General features: G+C 69.9%; 17 protein-coding genes. 5 read left to right on the top strand and 12 right to left on the bottom strand.

All coding sequences use genetic code 11. The features are described from left to right. The first annotated feature begins 114 nt into the window (after window positions 1-114). Both VM306_RS30170 and VM306_RS30165 read left to right on the top strand, forming a co-directional pair. Window positions 115-1,098: an acyl-CoA desaturase gene (locus VM306_RS30170; protein ID WP_325521142.1), complete on the top strand. Its 984-nt coding sequence runs from the start codon at window positions 115-117 to the stop codon at window positions 1,096-1,098. A gap of 43 nt (window positions 1,099-1,141) precedes the next feature. Then, window positions 1,142-1,843, top strand: coding sequence for an SDR family NAD(P)-dependent oxidoreductase (locus tag VM306_RS30165; RefSeq protein ID WP_325521141.1), 702 nt, complete (start codon window positions 1,142-1,144; stop codon window positions 1,841-1,843). 4 nt (window positions 1,844-1,847) lie between these two features. On the opposite strand, the gene VM306_RS30160 is transcribed toward VM306_RS30165, so the two are convergent. The 9 genes from VM306_RS30160 to VM306_RS30120 form a co-directional block, all read right to left on the bottom strand. Then, window positions 1,848-3,041 carry a cytochrome P450 gene (locus VM306_RS30160; protein ID WP_325521140.1) on the bottom strand — a complete coding sequence of 398 codons (1,194 nt, stop codon included), beginning with the start codon at window positions 3,039-3,041 and terminating at the stop codon, window positions 1,848-1,850. 13 nt (window positions 3,042-3,054) lie between these two features. Continuing rightward, window positions 3,055-3,837 (bottom strand): ABC transporter permease, encoded by a 783-nt coding sequence (locus VM306_RS30155; RefSeq protein ID WP_325521139.1) that lies wholly within the window; start codon window positions 3,835-3,837, stop codon window positions 3,055-3,057. After that, window positions 3,834-4,769 (bottom strand): ATP-binding cassette domain-containing protein, encoded by a 936-nt coding sequence (locus tag VM306_RS30150; RefSeq protein ID WP_325521138.1) that lies wholly within the window; start codon window positions 4,767-4,769, stop codon window positions 3,834-3,836. The genes VM306_RS30155 and VM306_RS30150 overlap by 4 nt, the downstream gene beginning before the upstream one ends. Window positions 4,770-4,780: 11 nt before the next feature. After that, the gene (locus VM306_RS30145) at window positions 4,781-5,623 is read right to left on the bottom strand and encodes a DUF4097 family beta strand repeat-containing protein (RefSeq protein ID WP_325521137.1); all 843 of its coding nucleotides are present in this window, start codon (window positions 5,621-5,623) and stop codon (window positions 4,781-4,783) included. Window positions 5,624-5,691: 68 nt separating this feature from the next. Further along, on the bottom strand, window positions 5,692-6,213 hold the full coding sequence (locus tag VM306_RS30140) for a ribbon-helix-helix protein, CopG family (protein ID WP_325521136.1): 522 nt from the start codon (window positions 6,211-6,213) through the stop codon (window positions 5,692-5,694). A gap of 67 nt (window positions 6,214-6,280) precedes the next feature. Beyond that, on the bottom strand, window positions 6,281-7,090 hold the full coding sequence (locus tag VM306_RS30135; RefSeq protein ID WP_325521135.1) for a TIGR02452 family protein: 810 nt from the start codon (window positions 7,088-7,090) through the stop codon (window positions 6,281-6,283). A 44-nt stretch (window positions 7,091-7,134) separates the two neighbouring features. Continuing rightward, window positions 7,135-8,121, bottom strand: a complete 987-nt coding sequence (locus VM306_RS30130) for a hypothetical protein (RefSeq protein WP_325521134.1) — start codon at window positions 8,119-8,121, stop codon at window positions 7,135-7,137. Between the two features lie 53 nt (window positions 8,122-8,174). Next, window positions 8,175-8,417, bottom strand: coding sequence for a hypothetical protein (locus VM306_RS30125; protein ID WP_325521133.1), 243 nt, complete (start codon window positions 8,415-8,417; stop codon window positions 8,175-8,177). Window positions 8,418-8,419: 2 nt separating this feature from the next. Next, the gene (locus VM306_RS30120) at window positions 8,420-9,652 is read right to left on the bottom strand and encodes an SLC13 family permease (protein ID WP_414672468.1); all 1,233 of its coding nucleotides are present in this window, start codon (window positions 9,650-9,652) and stop codon (window positions 8,420-8,422) included. Window positions 9,653-9,937: 285 nt separating this feature from the next. On the opposite strand from VM306_RS30120, the gene VM306_RS30115 reads away from it, so the two are divergent. Continuing rightward, on the top strand, window positions 9,938-10,768 hold the full coding sequence (locus tag VM306_RS30115; protein ID WP_325521131.1) for a DUF4082 domain-containing protein: 831 nt from the start codon (window positions 9,938-9,940) through the stop codon (window positions 10,766-10,768). Here VM306_RS30115 and VM306_RS30110 read toward each other — a convergent pair. Next, the gene (locus tag VM306_RS30110; RefSeq protein ID WP_325521155.1) at window positions 10,758-11,192 is read right to left on the bottom strand and encodes a MarR family winged helix-turn-helix transcriptional regulator; all 435 of its coding nucleotides are present in this window, start codon (window positions 11,190-11,192) and stop codon (window positions 10,758-10,760) included. The two genes, VM306_RS30115 and VM306_RS30110, sit on opposite strands and share 11 nt — an antisense overlap. A gap of 60 nt (window positions 11,193-11,252) precedes the next feature. Here VM306_RS30110 and VM306_RS30105 point away from each other — a divergent pair, with 60 nt between their 5' ends. Beyond that, a complete protein-coding gene (locus VM306_RS30105; protein WP_325521130.1) occupies window positions 11,253-11,624 on the top strand; it encodes a nuclear transport factor 2 family protein in 372 nt (123 codons plus the stop codon). Between the two features lie 149 nt (window positions 11,625-11,773). Then, entirely contained in the window at window positions 11,774-12,583 is an 810-nt protein-coding gene (locus VM306_RS30100; RefSeq protein ID WP_325521129.1) for a sensor histidine kinase, read from the top strand. On the opposite strand, the gene VM306_RS30095 is transcribed toward VM306_RS30100, so the two are convergent. Both VM306_RS30095 and VM306_RS30090 read right to left on the bottom strand, forming a co-directional pair. Further along, on the bottom strand, window positions 12,541-13,218 hold the full coding sequence (locus VM306_RS30095; RefSeq protein ID WP_325521128.1) for a hypothetical protein: 678 nt from the start codon (window positions 13,216-13,218) through the stop codon (window positions 12,541-12,543). The genes VM306_RS30100 and VM306_RS30095 overlap by 43 nt on opposite strands. Window positions 13,219-13,297: 79 nt before the next feature. Next, window positions 13,298-15,162: type VII secretion system-associated protein (locus tag VM306_RS30090; protein WP_325521127.1), on the bottom strand; the 1,865-nt coding region annotated here is incomplete at its 5' end.

Here is a 15,162-nt window from a genome sequence, read left to right as displayed (position 1 = left end):
CGCACACCCGCACTCCGACGTGCGTGCCGGCGACCACCATGCTGACGTGTGCGGTTTGCGGCGACTTCATCACGCGTGCGTGGAGATGTGGACAGGATCTGGCATTCTTCGCGAATGACACTCCGCGAGGCGAGCGACTTCGCTCAGTTGTCCACCGAGATCAAGCAGGCCGGCCTGCTCGACCGGCGGCGTGGGTACTACTTCGCCAGAATCGGCGCCAACCTCGCGGTCTACGCGGCCACGTGGGTGGCGTTCGCGCTGGTGGGCGACTCGTGGTGGCAGCTGGTGGTGGCGTTCGTGCTTGCGGTGATGAGCACGCAGCTCGCGTTCATCGGCCACGACGCCGGGCACAAGCAGATCTTCGCCTCCAGGAAGTGGAACGAGATCACCGGCTACATCCACAGTGGACTGGTCGGGGTCAGCTACGACTGGTGGGTCGGCAAGCACAACCGCCACCACGCCAACCCGAACCACGAGGACGAGGACCCGGACGTCGACATCTCGGTGCTGGCGTTCACACAGCGGCAGGGCGAGTCCAAGCGCGGGCCGCTGCGGTGGATCGCCTCGCACCAGGCGGTGCTGTTCTTCCCGCTGCTGCTGCTCGAAGGCTTCGCACTGCACGTGCACTCGATCAAGAACTCCGGGCGCGAGCGCTTCGTGATGATCGCCAACGTCGTGGTGTACCTCGGCGTGGTGTTCTGGGTGCTCTCCCCCGTGTACGCGATCGCGTTCGTACTGGTGCACCAGGCCCTGTGGGGCCTGTACATGGGGTGTTCGTTCGCCCCCAACCACAAGGGCATGCCGGTCCTCTCGGCGGGGCACTCGCTCGACTTCCTGCGCAAGCAGGTGCTGACCTCGCGGAACATCCGCGGCGGCTGGTTCACCGACTTCCTGCTCGGCGGGCTGAACTACCAGATCGAGCACCACCTGTTCCCCAGCATGCCCCGGCCGCACCTGCGGCACGCGCAGGTCATCGTGAGCAAGTTCTGCCATGAGCGCGGGATCTCCTATGCGCAGTGCGGGCTGTTCCGCTCGTACGGGTACGTGCTGGAGCACCTGCACGAAGTCGCGGCACCGCTGCGCAAAGCCTCGGTCTGATTCCCGCCAGACTCCCGGCCGGCGCTCGGCGAGAGTTGCCGGCATGGGATCACTCGAAGGAAAAGCGGCTCTGGTCACCGGCGGAAGCCGTGGCATCGGAGCCGCGGTGGCCGCGAAGCTCGCCTCGCTGGGAGCACGGGTCGCGGTCACGTACCAGAACACCAAACCCCAGGACGTGAAGGCGATCCGGGCGGACAGCGCCGACCCGGACGCCGTGGTCGCGGCGGTCGAGGAGACCGCGGCGGAGTTCGGGCGGCTCGATGTCCTGGTGAACAACGCCGCGGTGTTCCAGGTCGGGCCCCTGGAGGGGCTCGGCCGCGAGGAGTTCGACCACACGATGGCCGTGAACGTGCGGGCGCCGTTCCTGGCGGCACGAGCGGCGGCGAAGCACATGCGCGAGGGCGGGCGGATCATCAGCATCGGCAGCAACGTCGCGGTGTACGCGCCGTTCCCGGGCTTCGCGCTCTACTCGGCCAGCAAGACGGCGTTGATCGGCATGACGAAGGGCCTGGCCCGCGAGCTGGGGCCGTTGGGGATCACCGCGAACATCGTGAACCCCGGTCCGACCGACACGGACATGAACCCGGCCGACGGGCCGATGGCGGACACGATCCGCGGGCTGACCGCTCTGGGGCGGTACGGGACACCGGAGGAGATCGCCGAGGTGGTGGCTGCGTTGGCGGGGAACGCCGGTGCGTACGTCACCGGCGCCAGCATCAACGCTGACGGTGGTTTCACCGTCTAGGCCACTACTCCCAGGTGACCGGCAGGGCGTGCACGCCGTAGATGTTCATGTTCGTCTTGAGCTTGACCTCGTCGGCGGGCACGGCCAGCCTCAGCGCCGGGAAGCGGCGCAACAGCCCCTCGAACCCGGCGCGCATCTCGATGCGCGCCAGCTGCTGCCCCAGGCACTGGTGCACGCCGTGCCCGAACGCCAGGTGGCCACGGGCGTTGCGGTGCACGTCCAACGTGCCGGCGTCCTCGTACCGCTCCGGATCGTGGTTGCCCGCCAGCAGCGACACGACCACCATCGACCCCTCGCGGATCGTCTCCCCGTGGAACTCGATGTCCTCGCTGGCGTAGCGGAAGAAGACGTCGGCCACCGCCAGGTAGCGCAGCAGCTCCTCGACGGCGTCGGGGATCAGTTCCGGCGCCGACCGCAGCGCTGCCATCTGGTCGGGGTGCTCCAGCAGCGCGAACGTGCCCAGTGCCAGCATGTTCGCGGTGGTCTCGTGCCCCGCGAGCAGCAGCAGGAACGCCATGCCGGTCAGTTCCTCGAGGCTGAGGTCCTCGTCACGGGCGAGATCGGACAGCAGGTCGTCGCCGGGTTCGGCGCGCTTGCCCGTGATGAGCTCGGCCAGGTACGTGCTCAGCGCCACGTACACGGCGATCTTGTCCTCGAGGGTGATGTCCCGCTCCATGAACCGCGACGCGTTCGTCTCGAACACGTCCCGGTCCGCGTAGGGAACCCCGAGCAGCTCGCAGATCACCAGCGACGGCACCGGCAGTGCGAACTCGCGCACCAGGTCGACCGGCGGTGTGAGCTTCGCCAGCTCGTCGAGCCGTCGCTCGGTGAGCTCGACGACGTGCTCCTCGAGCGCCTTCATCCGCTTGACGGTGAACGCCCCGGTGAGCTTGCGGCGCAGCCGAGTGTGGTCCGGCGGGTCCATGCTGATGAAGACCCCCGGTTCCTGCGGGACGGGCTCCGTCATCTCGGGCATGCCGGTCGGGAACGGCACGTGCACGATGCCGAGGTCCTGGCGTGAGCTGAACCTGACGTCCGCCAGCACCTGCCGGACGGCTTCGTAACCGGTGACGAGCCAGCCCTCGTGGCCGTCGGGGAAGAGCATCGGGCTGACCGGACGGGTCGAGCGCACCGAGGTGATCAGGCTGGGCGGGACGAACGGGCTGACGTCACGTTCCATGGGAAGGCCTTGCAACATGGCGGGAACTCCTTCAGCGGGTGGATTCGCGGTTGAAGAGCTTCTTGGACCACAGGTAGCCCCCGAAGCCGATGACGGCGCACCAGCCCAGCGCGATGTAGCCGCTGTTGCCGATCGGCGCGCCCATGAGCAGGCCGCGCAGCGCGTCGATGAACGGGGTGAACGGCTGGTACTCGGCGAACCACCGCAGCACCGTCGGCATCGAGTCGGTGGGCACGAAACCGTTGCCGAAGAACGGGAGCAGGACCAGCGGCAGGCCGACGTTGCTCGACGACTCGACGGACTTGCTGGCGAGGCCGAGCGCGGCGGAGAGCCAGATCATCGCGAGGGACATGGACACCAGCAGGCAGGCCAGCGCGAGCCAGCCGAGCCCGTCCGCCTGCGGCCGGAAGCCGATCGCGACGGCGACGCCGAAGACGAACGTCATGGCGAGGACCGTCTGGACCAGGCTGCCGACGACGTGCCCGGTCAGGACGGACACCCGTGCGATCTTCATCGTGCGGAAGCGGTCCACGATGCCCTCGGTCATGTCCATCGCGACCGAGATGCTCGTGCCCTGCACCGCCGCGGTGATCGACATCAGGATGATCGTCGGCGTCACGTAGTCGAGGTACTCCGCGCGGCCGCCGGCCGGTCCGCCGAGTCCCGCGCCGAGCGTTCCGCCGAAGACGTAGACGAACAGCAGCAGGAAGACGACCGGCATGATCAGGAGCTGGAACGTCAGGGACGGGTAGCGGATCATCCGCTTGAGGTTGCGGCGCACCATCGTCGCCGAGTCCGCGAGCACGTAGGTCATGGCTGAGCCACCTTGTCGGGGTTGCCGGTGAGGGCGAGGAAGACGTCGTCGAGGTCGGGGGTGTGCGTGCTGAGCGAGTCGACGAGGACCGAGTGCTCGTCGAGCCGGTCGAGCAACGCCTTGAGGGAGCTGACGCTGCCGTCGTTCGGCACGCGCAACGCCAGCGCGTCGCCGTCGCGGGAGGCGCCGGGCACGACCCTCGTGGCGGCTTCGAGGTGCCGGGGATCGGTGAACTGCAACAGGACGTGGCCGCCGGGCATGCGGCGCTTGAGCTCGTTCGCGGTGCCCTCGGCGACGATCCTGCCCTGGTCCAGCACCGCGATCCGGTCGGCGAGCTCGTCGGCCTCCTCCAGGTACTGGGTGGTGAGGAAGATCGTGACGCCGCTCGCCACCAGCTCCCGCACGATCTGCCACATGGTGCGGCGGCTGCGCGGGTCGAGGCCGGTGGTCGGCTCGTCCAGGAAGATCACCTGCGGCGACCCGGCCAAGGTCATCGCGAGGTCGAGCCGGCGCCGCATGCCGCCGGAGTACGTCGACGCGGACTTGTCGGCCGCCTCCACGAGGTCGAACTGCTCCAGCAGCTGCTCGGTCCTGCGCCGGCCGTCCACCTTGCCGAGGTGGTGCAGGTCGGCCATCAGCTTCAGGTTCTCCCTGCCCGTCATCAGGTTGTCGACGGCGGAGAACTGGCCGGTGACACCGATCGCGGCGCGCACGGCGTCGGGATCGCCCGCGACGTCGTGACCGGCGACGGACGCGCTGCCGCCGTCCGCGCGGATCAGCGTGGAGAGGATCTTGACCATGGTGGTCTTGCCGGCGCCGTTCGCGCCGAGCAACGAGAAGACGGTGCCGCGCCGGACGTCGAGGTCGACGCCCTTCAACACCTCGTGGTCGCCGTAGGAGCGGCGTAAACCTCTTGCACTGATCGCGTTCATGGAGCTTCCTCTCAGGCGCGGCGGACGGAGATGTCGCCGAAGGACGTGTGGGCGGTGACCTTGACGGTCCGCTCGGCGTTGCCGGGGCCGTCACTGCCGTCGAGCGTGTTGGTGACGCGACCGAACGACGTCTTGGCGTCGATCCACGCGGCGGTGCCGGTGGCGATGCCGACCTCGATGCCGCCCATCGCGGTGTTCAGCGTGACGGTGTCGCTGACGACCTCGCCGACCTCGATGGACCCCATCGCGGTCCTGGCCTCCACGAACGCGCCGGCGCGTTCGACGTTGATGTCGCCGTTGGCCGAACGGGCCCTCAGCTCGCCCTCGACCGTGCCGACGTCGATGTGGCCGTTGGAGTTCTTGACGACGAGCGGTCCGTCGACCCTCCCGACGCGGATGTGGCCGCTGCCGGTCTTGACCTCGGCGGCGCCGGTGACCGCGCCGATCTTGACCTGCCCGGCGCCGGTGTCGGCCTTGAGCGGACCGGTGCGGTCGAGGTGGATGCTGCCCGCGGACATGTCGGCCTCGGTCGCGCCGAGCACACCGGTGGTGCGGATGCTGCCCGCCGTCACGTCGAGGTCCACCGCGGAGTTCGTCGGCAGCTCGATCACGACGTCGACCGACCGGGTCTTCTTGGAGAAGTCGAACGTCCGCTTCTGCCCGCGCACCGTCAGCGTGCCGTCGGCGTAGTCGACCGTGGTCTTCCGCGCGGCCTCGACGTCCGAGGAGTCGGACGAGTCGGAGGGCCGCACGTCGACCGCCGTCGTGGTGCGGTCGGACGCGACGACCTGGACGTGGCCCGCGTAGACGTCGAGCAGCACAGAAATGGGTTCTGGCGTGTCGTAAGAAGGCATGGCTGTCCCCTCAGAAGGTGTCGGAAGTGCATCCCCGCAGGTCGGGGCGAAGTGGTGAGAAGGCGGGGCTAGCGGACCCAGCCGACGAAACGCGTCGCGCCGGTGACGCTGCTCGTGATCGCCTCGGCGGTGGCGTCGCGCTTCGGGCTCAGCTGGGCCGACGCGGCGCGCACCAGCCACGCGTTGACCGAACGGCCCTCCTTGGCCGCGGCGTCGTCGATGGCGGCCTTGAGCGGTTCGGGCAGCCGGACGTTGATGCGCACCGTGGTGCCGTCGTCGAAGCCGGCAGCGACGTCCTCGGCGGGTGCCGCGACGGGCTCCGGCGCGACGGCGGCCTGCGGTTCGGGCGTCCGGCGCGTCACGACGAACTTGGGATCACGGCCCCGCAGCAGCACCTGCACCGAGTCCGGCGCCAGGTCCGCGGTGATCTCGTCGGCGGCGGCGGACAGCGCTTCGAGCAGTGCCAGCCGGATCGCCGACTCCATCGTCACGGTCAACCGCTCGACCAGCGCACTCGCTTCGCCGCCGCCGGTCTCGACGGCGGTGAGGAGCTCGCGGCCGAGGGAAGCCACATACGGGGTCAGATCCATGGCATCACTATGGCACACAGCGGTGCCACCAGCAAGTAAATCTGGCTCATTTTGGCATCACGATGGCTCAGCGCAGGTCAGAGGCCTCTTGATCTCTGAAGACCTCGGTGAACGCGGCCAGCGTCGGTGCGCCCTTCTGCCGGTCCAGCACCGCGAAGACGACGTGATCGAAGAACCGGTTGTCCCGCAGCGCGATCCGGAAGACCTCGGCGACCATCGCCGGGTCGTTCTCGAAGACCCCGCAGCCCCAGGCACCGAGCACGAGCCGGCGGTGACCGTGCGAGGCGGCGACGTGCAGCACGCGGATGGCACGGCCGAGCAACGCGACGGGGATGCCCTCGGCGCGTTCGGGCTGGTTGCGCAGGATGGCGCCGCGGTTGGGCGCCGCGGCCGTCAGGAACGAGACCTCGTACGGCCGCGGCAGCAGGGTTCCCCTGTCGTCGCGGAACACCGGCACGCGCGGCGAGTAGATCACCCGGTCGCTGTAGGTGAGGTCGTCCTGTGCGCGGTGGTAGGCGTAGAAGTCCGCCGCGGCGCGCAGGCACGGGTAGAGCGCTGACGCACGGGCGAGGCTCTCCTCTTGCGCCTGCGCGCCGTTGAGGAATCCGCCACCCGCGTTGCGCGCGGAGGCGAAGTTCAGTGCGGCGACGTCACCACCGAGCCGGTGTGCCGCCTCCAGAGTGGACTCGCCGGTGACCTCGATCCGCGTGCCCGAGGTCTCCTGGGGCAGGGACAGCACCTCGTCGGGCAGGTGGAGGCGGGTGCCCGCGACCGCGCGGGCGACGTCGAGGGTGACCTCGCCCGCGGCGGTGGGGTAGGAGCCCCGTTCCGAGATCCCGACGGTCTCGTGGGCGATCGCACGCAGTCTGCTGCTCATGGTGCCGTCGAGTCTGGCGGCCGATCCCCTGCGCGCCAAGCGAGTTAGCCGCGCGCGTAGATCTCGGCGACCGTGGCGAACGCGGCCTTGGGCTCCCAGGAACCGTCGTCGTAGACCTTGACGATGCCGGGGCTGGCCATGTCGAGGTCGCGACTCGGGTCGTCCGGCCGGTGCGGGTGGCTGCCGAGCGCGAACAGGTAGACGAACGCGCCGTCGACCTCCTCCTGCTCGAAGATCTCCAGCAGCTCGCGCAGGTACGTGGCCTGTTCCTCCTCGTCGCGGACGTAGCCGTCCTTCACCCGGACCGGCAGGCCGGCCTCGTCGAACTCGACGATCTCCATGCTGCGCGGGGCCGTGGCGCCCGAACCGCGCCAGGCCGCGGTGCCGAAACCGGTGATCGCGACCGGCTTTCCCTGCGCCACGACCTTCCTGATGCTCTCGGCGTACACGTCGGCGACCTCGGCGGACCGGATCAGCTCGAACGACCTGATGTCGAAGAGATCCCAGTCGGGGTTCTCGAACGGGATGCAGGCGTAGGTGAGCTTGCCGCCGAAGTGCTCCTTCACGACAGCCACGGCCTCGGCCAGGAACTCGGTGAGGCGGGCGGCGGCCTCGCGCATCCGTTCGGGCTGCCCCAAGAGCCGGGTCACGCGCTGCACGACGTCGTCGCCGGGCAGGAAGCCGGAGTTCATGATGCTCAGCTCGACGCCGGTGACGAACACGACCTCCGCCCCCGCCGCGCGCACCCGTTCGGCTCGTTCCGCGCAGTCGGCGAACAGCGCCAGGATCTCCGGCGGCGTCAGCTCCAGCGGGTAGGGCGAGAACCAGATCTCCAGCCCCAGCCCGGCGGCGATCTCCGCGGCCCGTTCGAGCCGTTCCGGATCACCGCCGACGAGGTGGACGGCGTTGCAGTGCAGGTCGTCCCTGATGGCGGTCAGGTCCCGCCGGACGACGTCGAGGTCGAACTTCTCGAGGGAGATCTCTCCGTGGCGCACGAAACCGGTGTCGTACGCGATGCCTTTGGCGCGCATGTCACCGACACTAGAAGACAAAAGTGCGTGCATGCAAATTTTCGTGCACGCAACTACGTCGGCCACACCAGCAGCACGGGGCAGGGCACGTGGCTGGTGGCCAGGTCGTCGAGCCGCGCGCCGGGGTGACGGGGCGGCTGTCCTCTGCCGAAGAGACCGGCGAACGCCCCGTGCGCGACGCCGGGCACGTCGTGGTCGCTGACGTGCAGCAGCAGGAACCCGGAACCGGAGTGGGCGCGGGCCGCGTCGACGCAGTCCTGCCAGGTGTCGTCGGCGATCCACACGACCACCGTCATGGTCATCCTCCGATCAGCCGCAGGGACGCCCACAGTGCCACGACGGCGCCGACCAGGGTGGCGGGTACGGCGAGCAGACCGAGCCTGGTGAACTCCGGCAGGTTCACCTCGGTGTCGTGGTCGTGCACGATCCGCCGCCACAGCAACGTCGCGAGCGACCCGGCGTAGGTGAGGTTCGGCCCCAGGTTCACGCCCAGCAGCACCGCCAGCACCGCACCCGCACCGAACGGCGTGACCAGCGGCAGCAGCACGAGCACCGCGGGCAGGTTGTTGATCACGTTGGCCAGCACGGCGGCGACCGCGGCGATCCCGAGCAACGCCCACAGCCCGGTGCCGCCCGGGATCGCGTGCCGGAGGAGGTCGCCGAGCCCGTTGTCGACGACCGCCCGCACCACCACGCCGAGGCCCAGCACGAACGCGAGGAACGGCAGTGAAGCCGCCCGCACGAGCTTCGGCACCGTCGTGCGCTTGCGGGTGAGCGCCCTGACCGCCATGACCACCGCACCCGCGCACGCCGCCCACGCCGGGTCGATCCCGGTGGCCGACGCGACCACGAACCCGACCAGCGTCAGCCCCACCGTGGCCAGTGCGAACACCGGCAGCTCCGGCGGCGGTGTGGTCTCGGGCGCGTGCACCGGCGCGTCGAGGTCGGTGCGGAAGAACCGCCGGAACACCACGTACTCCGCCGCGATCGCGACCAGCCACGGCAACGCCATCAGCGCCGCGAACCGCGTGAAGCTCAGCCCGCTGGACGCGAACGCCAGCAGGTTCGTCAGGTTCGACACCGGCAGCAGCAGCGACGCGCTGTTGGACAGGTGCGTGCACGCGTAGACGTGCGGCTTCGGCCTGATGCCGAGCTGTGCGGCCGTCGCGAACACGACCGGCGTCAACAGCACGACCGTCGCATCGAGACTGAGCACCGCCGTGGTCACCGACGCCGTGACGAACACACCGCCCAGCAACGTCCGTGGCCTACCGCCGGACGCACGCGCCATCCAGGTGCCGCACGCGTGGAAGAGGCCTTCGTCGTCACAAAGCTGCGCGAGCACGAGGATGGCGGCCAGGAACCCGATCACGGGCCCCAGCCGCACCGCCTCGTCCACGGCGTGGCCGGCGGGCAACGCTCCGACGAGCACCACGAGGACCGCCGCCGGGACGGCCACGACCGCCTCCGGCCAGTTCCACGGCCGGACGACCGCGCAGACGAGCACGGCGACGAGCGACAACACCGGCAACGCCAGCACGGGATCCTCCTGCGCCGGCGATCCCGGCTACCTCATCTCTTCGCTGTCGCCGACTTTATGGCCTGCCGGATGCGGAAGCAGGTACCGCACTGCGCGACCGGTGTGACGCACGGCTGGATCGCCGCCCCGTCCTTCGTGGACCGGGACTTCGTTGTCACAGGTCATGCACTCGTCGACGACAACCGGCGGACACGGGTACGACCGTCAGCCGAAAGGACGCGCGGCCGTGCGGAGTACCGCCGTAACTGCGGCTTCACCAGGGACGATTCGCCGTACATGAGACGATTAGCAGTACTGCTGCTGTCACTTGTCCTGGTCTCTCCCGTTCCGGCCCTCGCGGCGGACTCCCCGATGGCGATGATCTTCTCGCCGACCGAGGAGGCCTCCGTCCCGCTGAACGAGCCGCTGCTCGTGATCGGCGGCGCCGTCAACGGCGAGTCGGGCGGCATCACCGACGTCGACTTCTCCACCGACAACGGCACCAACTGGACCACCGTCGACGCGCACGGCGAACGGTGGTCGGTCGTGCTGCAGCCGTCCGTTCCCGGTCCGCTGACGATCCTCGCCCGCGCCCACACCGCGTCCACGACCGGCCCGGTCACCGTGTCGCGCACCGTCCACGTCGGCGGCACGACGGTTCCCGCCCTCACCGACGAGACTCTGCTGATCTTCCACGACACGGACAGCCCGACGATCAACGATCCCGACGCCGAAGCCGTGGAACTGGGCCTGCGCACCACCGTCGACCGTCCGGGCTCGCTCACCGGCGTGGTCATCCGGCGCGGCGACTACACCGGCCCGGTGACCGCGCGCGTCTGGTCGTCCGACGGCACACTGCTGATGTCACAGGACGCACCCGGCGCGGCATACGGGCAGCGGATCATGTTCACGACACCGGTTCCCGTGGTGCCGGGCACCGAGTACGTCGTCTCGTACTACACGCCGTCAGGCGGCTACAAGGTCACGGAGAACTACTTCGTGGGCAACCTCGTGCAGACGCCGTTCCACCTGCCGGTGAACGCCGGCGTGTACCGCTACGGCGGCGGTTTCCCGACTGAGTCCTGGTCCGCGAGCAACTACTGGGTGCAGCCGATCTTCAGGCCATAGGAACACGGCGCTGCCGGACGTTCTCGACACCGCCGGTCGCCTCGAGCAACCGGATGAGAGCCCGTTTGGCGGCGTCGTCGCCGTGCACGTCCAGCTGACGCCTCACCCGGCGGCTGTCGTCGACCAGCCGCCGGCCGCGCCCGGTCAGCTCCGCCCGCCGCACCCGGCTGTCCACGCGGTCCGGCACGCGCGCGACGTAGCCGAGGCGTTCGAGCTCGAGGAGCTGCTTGGAGGCCGCCTGCTGGGTGACGCCGAGCAGCTCCCCCAGCTCGGACACCGTCGGCGAGCCCTCGACCAGGTGCTGGATCACGTACCCGTGCGAGACGCGGACGCCTTCGTGCCCGATCTCGTGCAGCTGCCGCAGGATCGCGTCGTTCGCGGAAGCTCCCGCGAGATGGGCGAGGGTCGCGAGGTCGAGGTCCATCAGGTCCACACCGCCCATCCTCACATTGACAACCAAGGTTGTACAACTATGGTTGTGCACATGGACCCCGTCACCGCAGCCACCTCCCTGCACCGCGCGCTCGAAGCCGGGATCGCCGGCTCCGAACTGCGCCGGCACTTCACGCCCGACGCCGTGACCGTCGAGCACCCGAACCTGATCAAGCCCCTGGGAGCGCGAACGACCCTGGACGAGATGCTCGCGGCGTCCGAGAAGGGCGCCGGTCTGCTGTCGAGCCAGAGGTACGACGTGCACTCGGCCCTGGTCGCCGGCGACACCGCGATCCTCCGCCTGACCTGGACCGGCGTGCTGCGCAACGGCGACGAGCTCACCGCGCACATCGCGCAGTTCGTCCAGACCCGTGACGGTCTGATCAGCTCGATCGAGACGTTCGACTGCTACCGACCGTGCTGAGCACCGTCGCTCCACACAGGACTGGCGCGCCTGCCGGACACCGGCGTCCGGCAGGCGGAAACGCACCGGGCCGCCACCTGCGAAAGTAGGGACAATCCCCTGCTCCAGTAGGTGATCCAAGGCACAAAACCGGCAGTATCGTCACTCTCGTGACGCGGGCGGAGGACCTGGTGCCGGTGCTGCTCGTGGCGGCACTGGACACCTGGCGCGAGACCTGGCCGCTCGGCCTCGGCACCGTCGCGGTGGTCGCGTTCACCGGCGTCTACCTGCAGACCCGGCGCCGCCTCGCCCAGTCGCTGGCGGAGCAGGCCGAGCTGGAACGCGACCTGCTGGCCGAACGCGCCCGCGCCGACGAACGCGCCAGGCTCGCCGCCGAGATGCACGACGTCGTCACGCACCGCCTGAACCTGATGGTCCTGCACGCCGGCGCGTTGCGGATGGCCGCGAAGGACGACGGCGTGCGCGAGGCCTCCGAGGAGCTGCGCACCGCGGGCCGCCAGGCGTTGGACGAGATGCGCGACATGGTCGGCGTCCTGCGATCCAGCCGCACCGCCCGCATCCCGGACGTGCTGCCCGACCGCCTGTCCAGCCTGGTGGCCGACTCCGCCGCCACCGGCCTGGAGGTCAAGCTGACCGAGCACGGCGACGCCGACATCATCTCCCCCGCCGTCCGCCGCACGATGTACCGCGTGGTCCAGGAGTCGCTGACCAACGTGCACAAGCACGCCCCCGGCGCCCACACCGAGATCACCATCCACTGTGGACCGAGCACGGTCCGCGCCGTCATCCGCAACACGGCCCCGCCCTCCACACCGGACACCACACCGCCCCGTTCCGGCAAGGGCCTGCTGGGCCTGCGCGGCCGCGTGGAGATGGTCGGCGGCACCCTCACCGCGGGCCCGACGGACGACGGCGGCTACGAGGTCGACGCGGTGCTGCCCGCCTTCGTGCCGACCTGACCCAGCCCCAGCGCGAGGGCGATCCGCCGCCGCACCAGCAGCCGCGTCTGGTGCACGTCCTCGCTCACCCCGAGCCCCGGCCGCCGCTCGAACCGGTCGTAGCTGCGGCCGAGCAGCCAGTGCGCGGCCTCCGGCGTGATCGGCTCCAGCCGCACCTGCTCCTGCAACTTCCCCAGCGCCTCCTCGACCTGCCGCGTGAGGAACGCGTGCCGCGTGAGGCTGCCGCTGATCTCGTCGATCATGAACACCATGGCGTGCCGATCGTCGCCGTAGGCGTAGCAACACATCAGCGTCAGATATCCCGCGTCGATCGACCGGTCCCCGATCCAGCACTCGCCGAACGTCAGCGTCGTGAGATCCCACCGAGGCGCGCGCTGCTGTCGCGCCGCGTCCCGTGCCCACTGCCCCGGCCGGCCCGCCAGCAGGTGCCCGAGAGCCGTCAGCAGCGCCGCACTGCGCCGGCTGGGCACCTCGTCCAGGTGCTCGACGACGTCCTCCCAGAACCCCTCGTCGCGGGCGAACAGCCCCGCGAACGCGCTGACCCGCAGCTCGATGTCCAGCGGATCGGTGAGCTGCGGCAACGGGCGCCCGGCAGCCACCAGCACCTGCTGCATGGGGTTCAGCCTCGTCCGCACGGGCGGAGACTAGACCGAACGGCGCAGCGCGGCGTGGAGTTGGATCAACGCCGTGTCGCGGTTCACCACATCAGGTCACTCAGCCAGGTTGGGCCGTGGCCAGCTGCACCAGGTGCTCGCCCCGCAGGTCCGCGCCCACCTGCCCACCGGGGTTCACCACCACGAGGAGCCCCGGCAGCGCGGACAGCAGGTCCTTCAAAGCCCACCGCCCAGGCGTCCCCGCACCGGCCGGGAGGTAGCGCGGCGACGAGTAGACCGCGAGCACGTGGTTGCCCTGGTCGTCGCGGAGGACGGCCAGACTGCCGTCCGGGGCGGGCAGGATCAGCAGCTCCGACTCCAGCGCGGCCGACAGGATCGCCTCGTACGGCAGCCAGCCCGCCGTGACGAGGTTGAGGACCTCCTCGAACTCGTTCTCCGGCGCGGGGAGGCCGAGCCCGCGCGGGCTGGGGCGGTACTCGTCGTTCACCCACGTCCTGCCGGTGAACTGGCCGTCCTGGCCGATCTCGTAGGCGCCGAGCAACGTGTGCAGCGGCGCGCCCTCGATGTAGCGCGGGTCGATGTCCGGGTCGGCGCAGTACAGCCAGCCGCCCGGCGTCTTCAGCGCCTCGGCGCGCATCTTGTCCGAGATCGACGGCAGACCTGGATGGGCGGTCCCGGCGTACTTCGGGTCGAACGCCAGGAACGCTTGCGTGGCAACGCATTCGGCGAGCCAGCGCTGGTTGCTGTGCGGGAGGCCGGGGATGCCGTGCCACGCGCCGAGCAGTGCGCCAACCAGCGCCGACACCAGTGGGTCCGCGGTTTTTTCCAGCGCGGTGGGCGGGTGGTGGCCGGCTGTGCTCACGATCTGCACGGCCTGGCCCCACGGGGTGGCCGGGTCCGGCCACGGCAGGCCGAGTTCCTGCAGGATGTAGTGGGGTGCACGGGAAAACGCATCGCGTGACACCGCACGGGCGAACACCGGGCTGATCTCGTCGTCCCAGCCGACGCTCCTCACCGCCGGGTTACCGGAGCCGAGAGCGGCTACCAGCGCGAGCACCTCGCGTCCGGGTTCCGGTGCGTCCCGCAGCCATCCCTCGCGGCGCGGCAGCCACGGGTGGTCGGCTGTCAGTTGTGGTGACCGTTGTGCGATGGCGCGGACGAGGTTGTCGGTGAGCTTGAACAGTCCGTCCGCGTGAGGGTTCACGGCGAGCGCGGACCCCACGTAGACACCCGCGATCCACGGCCACCCGTTCTGCTGAGTGGCCGGGAAGCCGCCGGCCTTGCCGAACGTTGGCGCCTGCCAGTCCCGTGAACCATTGGTGTCCCAGGTGCCCTGAGCGCCGGACGGCGGCCGGCCCTGCCTGCCGTTCTCGTGCCACTGCAGGACATCCGCCAGCATGAGGCGTTCTGTCTTCGTGAACGCGAGCCTGTATGCCCTGGCCTCGTCCACGCGTTCGAACAGTGCGGGAGTTCCCTGTTCCTTCACCTCGTACGCAGGCAGGTCGAACGGCGCGGGCCAGCGGTCGAGGGGGATGTTCCTGTTCAGCGGGGTCTGGAGCGCGTGGCCGGGGTTGATCCGCACCTCGTCCGCCGTCGTCGTGGTGATCAGCTCGCGCACGCCGACCTCCCGCCACCGCCGGACACCGGGCGGGAGCAGGCGTTCCGACGTGTAGGCGGCGAGCCAGGTGTGGCCGTTCTCGTCCCGGCCGACCTCGTCCGCCGTGCAGACGGCGACGTCCAGCAGACCCGCCAGGAACGAGGCGTCCTCGTTGAGCCAGTCGCACTGGTAGTAGGCGTAGATCTTGTCCGCCGGCGTCTGCGGCAGCGGCCACCCGCGGCCGCCGGGACCCGGGGTGTGCTCGGCGTTGGGGCGGAACTCGTCGGACCCCTCCGCGCGCAGCCAGCCGAGGATCGCGCAGCGCGGCACGCCCAGGTGCGCGAAGGCTTCCAGGTCCCACTCGGGGT

The sequence above is a fragment of the Lentzea sp. genome, from assembly GCF_035525475.1.
GTDB lineage: Bacteria > Actinomycetota > Actinomycetes > Mycobacteriales > Pseudonocardiaceae > Lentzea.
The sequence above is the reverse complement of the archived record's forward strand: the minus strand, read 5'-3'. Positions and strand labels throughout refer to the sequence as shown.

Bases quoted from the DNA above. Each gene is read 5' to 3' on its own strand.
- VM306_RS30135 (WP_325521135.1), bottom strand. From the start codon at position 7,090: ATGAGCAGCAGACTGCGTGCGATCGCCCACGAGACCGTCGGGATCTCG.
- VM306_RS30115 (WP_325521131.1), top strand. From the start codon at position 9,938: ATGAGACGATTAGCAGTACTGCTGCTGTCACTTGTCCTGGTCTCTCCC.
- VM306_RS30140 (WP_325521136.1), bottom strand. From the start codon at position 6,213: ATGGATCTGACCCCGTATGTGGCTTCCCTCGGCCGCGAGCTCCTCACC.
- VM306_RS30105 (WP_325521130.1), top strand. From the start codon at position 11,253: ATGGACCCCGTCACCGCAGCCACCTCCCTGCACCGCGCGCTCGAAGCC.
- VM306_RS30110 (WP_325521155.1), bottom strand. From the start codon at position 11,192: ATGGACCTCGACCTCGCGACCCTCGCCCATCTCGCGGGAGCTTCCGCG.
- VM306_RS30170 (WP_325521142.1), top strand. From the start codon at position 115: ATGACACTCCGCGAGGCGAGCGACTTCGCTCAGTTGTCCACCGAGATC.
- VM306_RS30145 (WP_325521137.1), bottom strand. From the start codon at position 5,623: ATGCCTTCTTACGACACGCCAGAACCCATTTCTGTGCTGCTCGACGTC.
- VM306_RS30130 (WP_325521134.1), bottom strand. From the start codon at position 8,121: ATGCGCGCCAAAGGCATCGCGTACGACACCGGTTTCGTGCGCCACGGA.
- VM306_RS30155 (WP_325521139.1), bottom strand. From the start codon at position 3,837: ATGACCTACGTGCTCGCGGACTCGGCGACGATGGTGCGCCGCAACCTC.
- VM306_RS30150 (WP_325521138.1), bottom strand. From the start codon at position 4,769: ATGAACGCGATCAGTGCAAGAGGTTTACGCCGCTCCTACGGCGACCAC.
- VM306_RS30160 (WP_325521140.1), bottom strand. From the start codon at position 3,041: ATGTTGCAAGGCCTTCCCATGGAACGTGACGTCAGCCCGTTCGTCCCG.
- VM306_RS30165 (WP_325521141.1), top strand. From the start codon at position 1,142: ATGGGATCACTCGAAGGAAAAGCGGCTCTGGTCACCGGCGGAAGCCGT.
- VM306_RS30125 (WP_325521133.1), bottom strand. From the start codon at position 8,417: ATGACGGTGGTCGTGTGGATCGCCGACGACACCTGGCAGGACTGCGTC.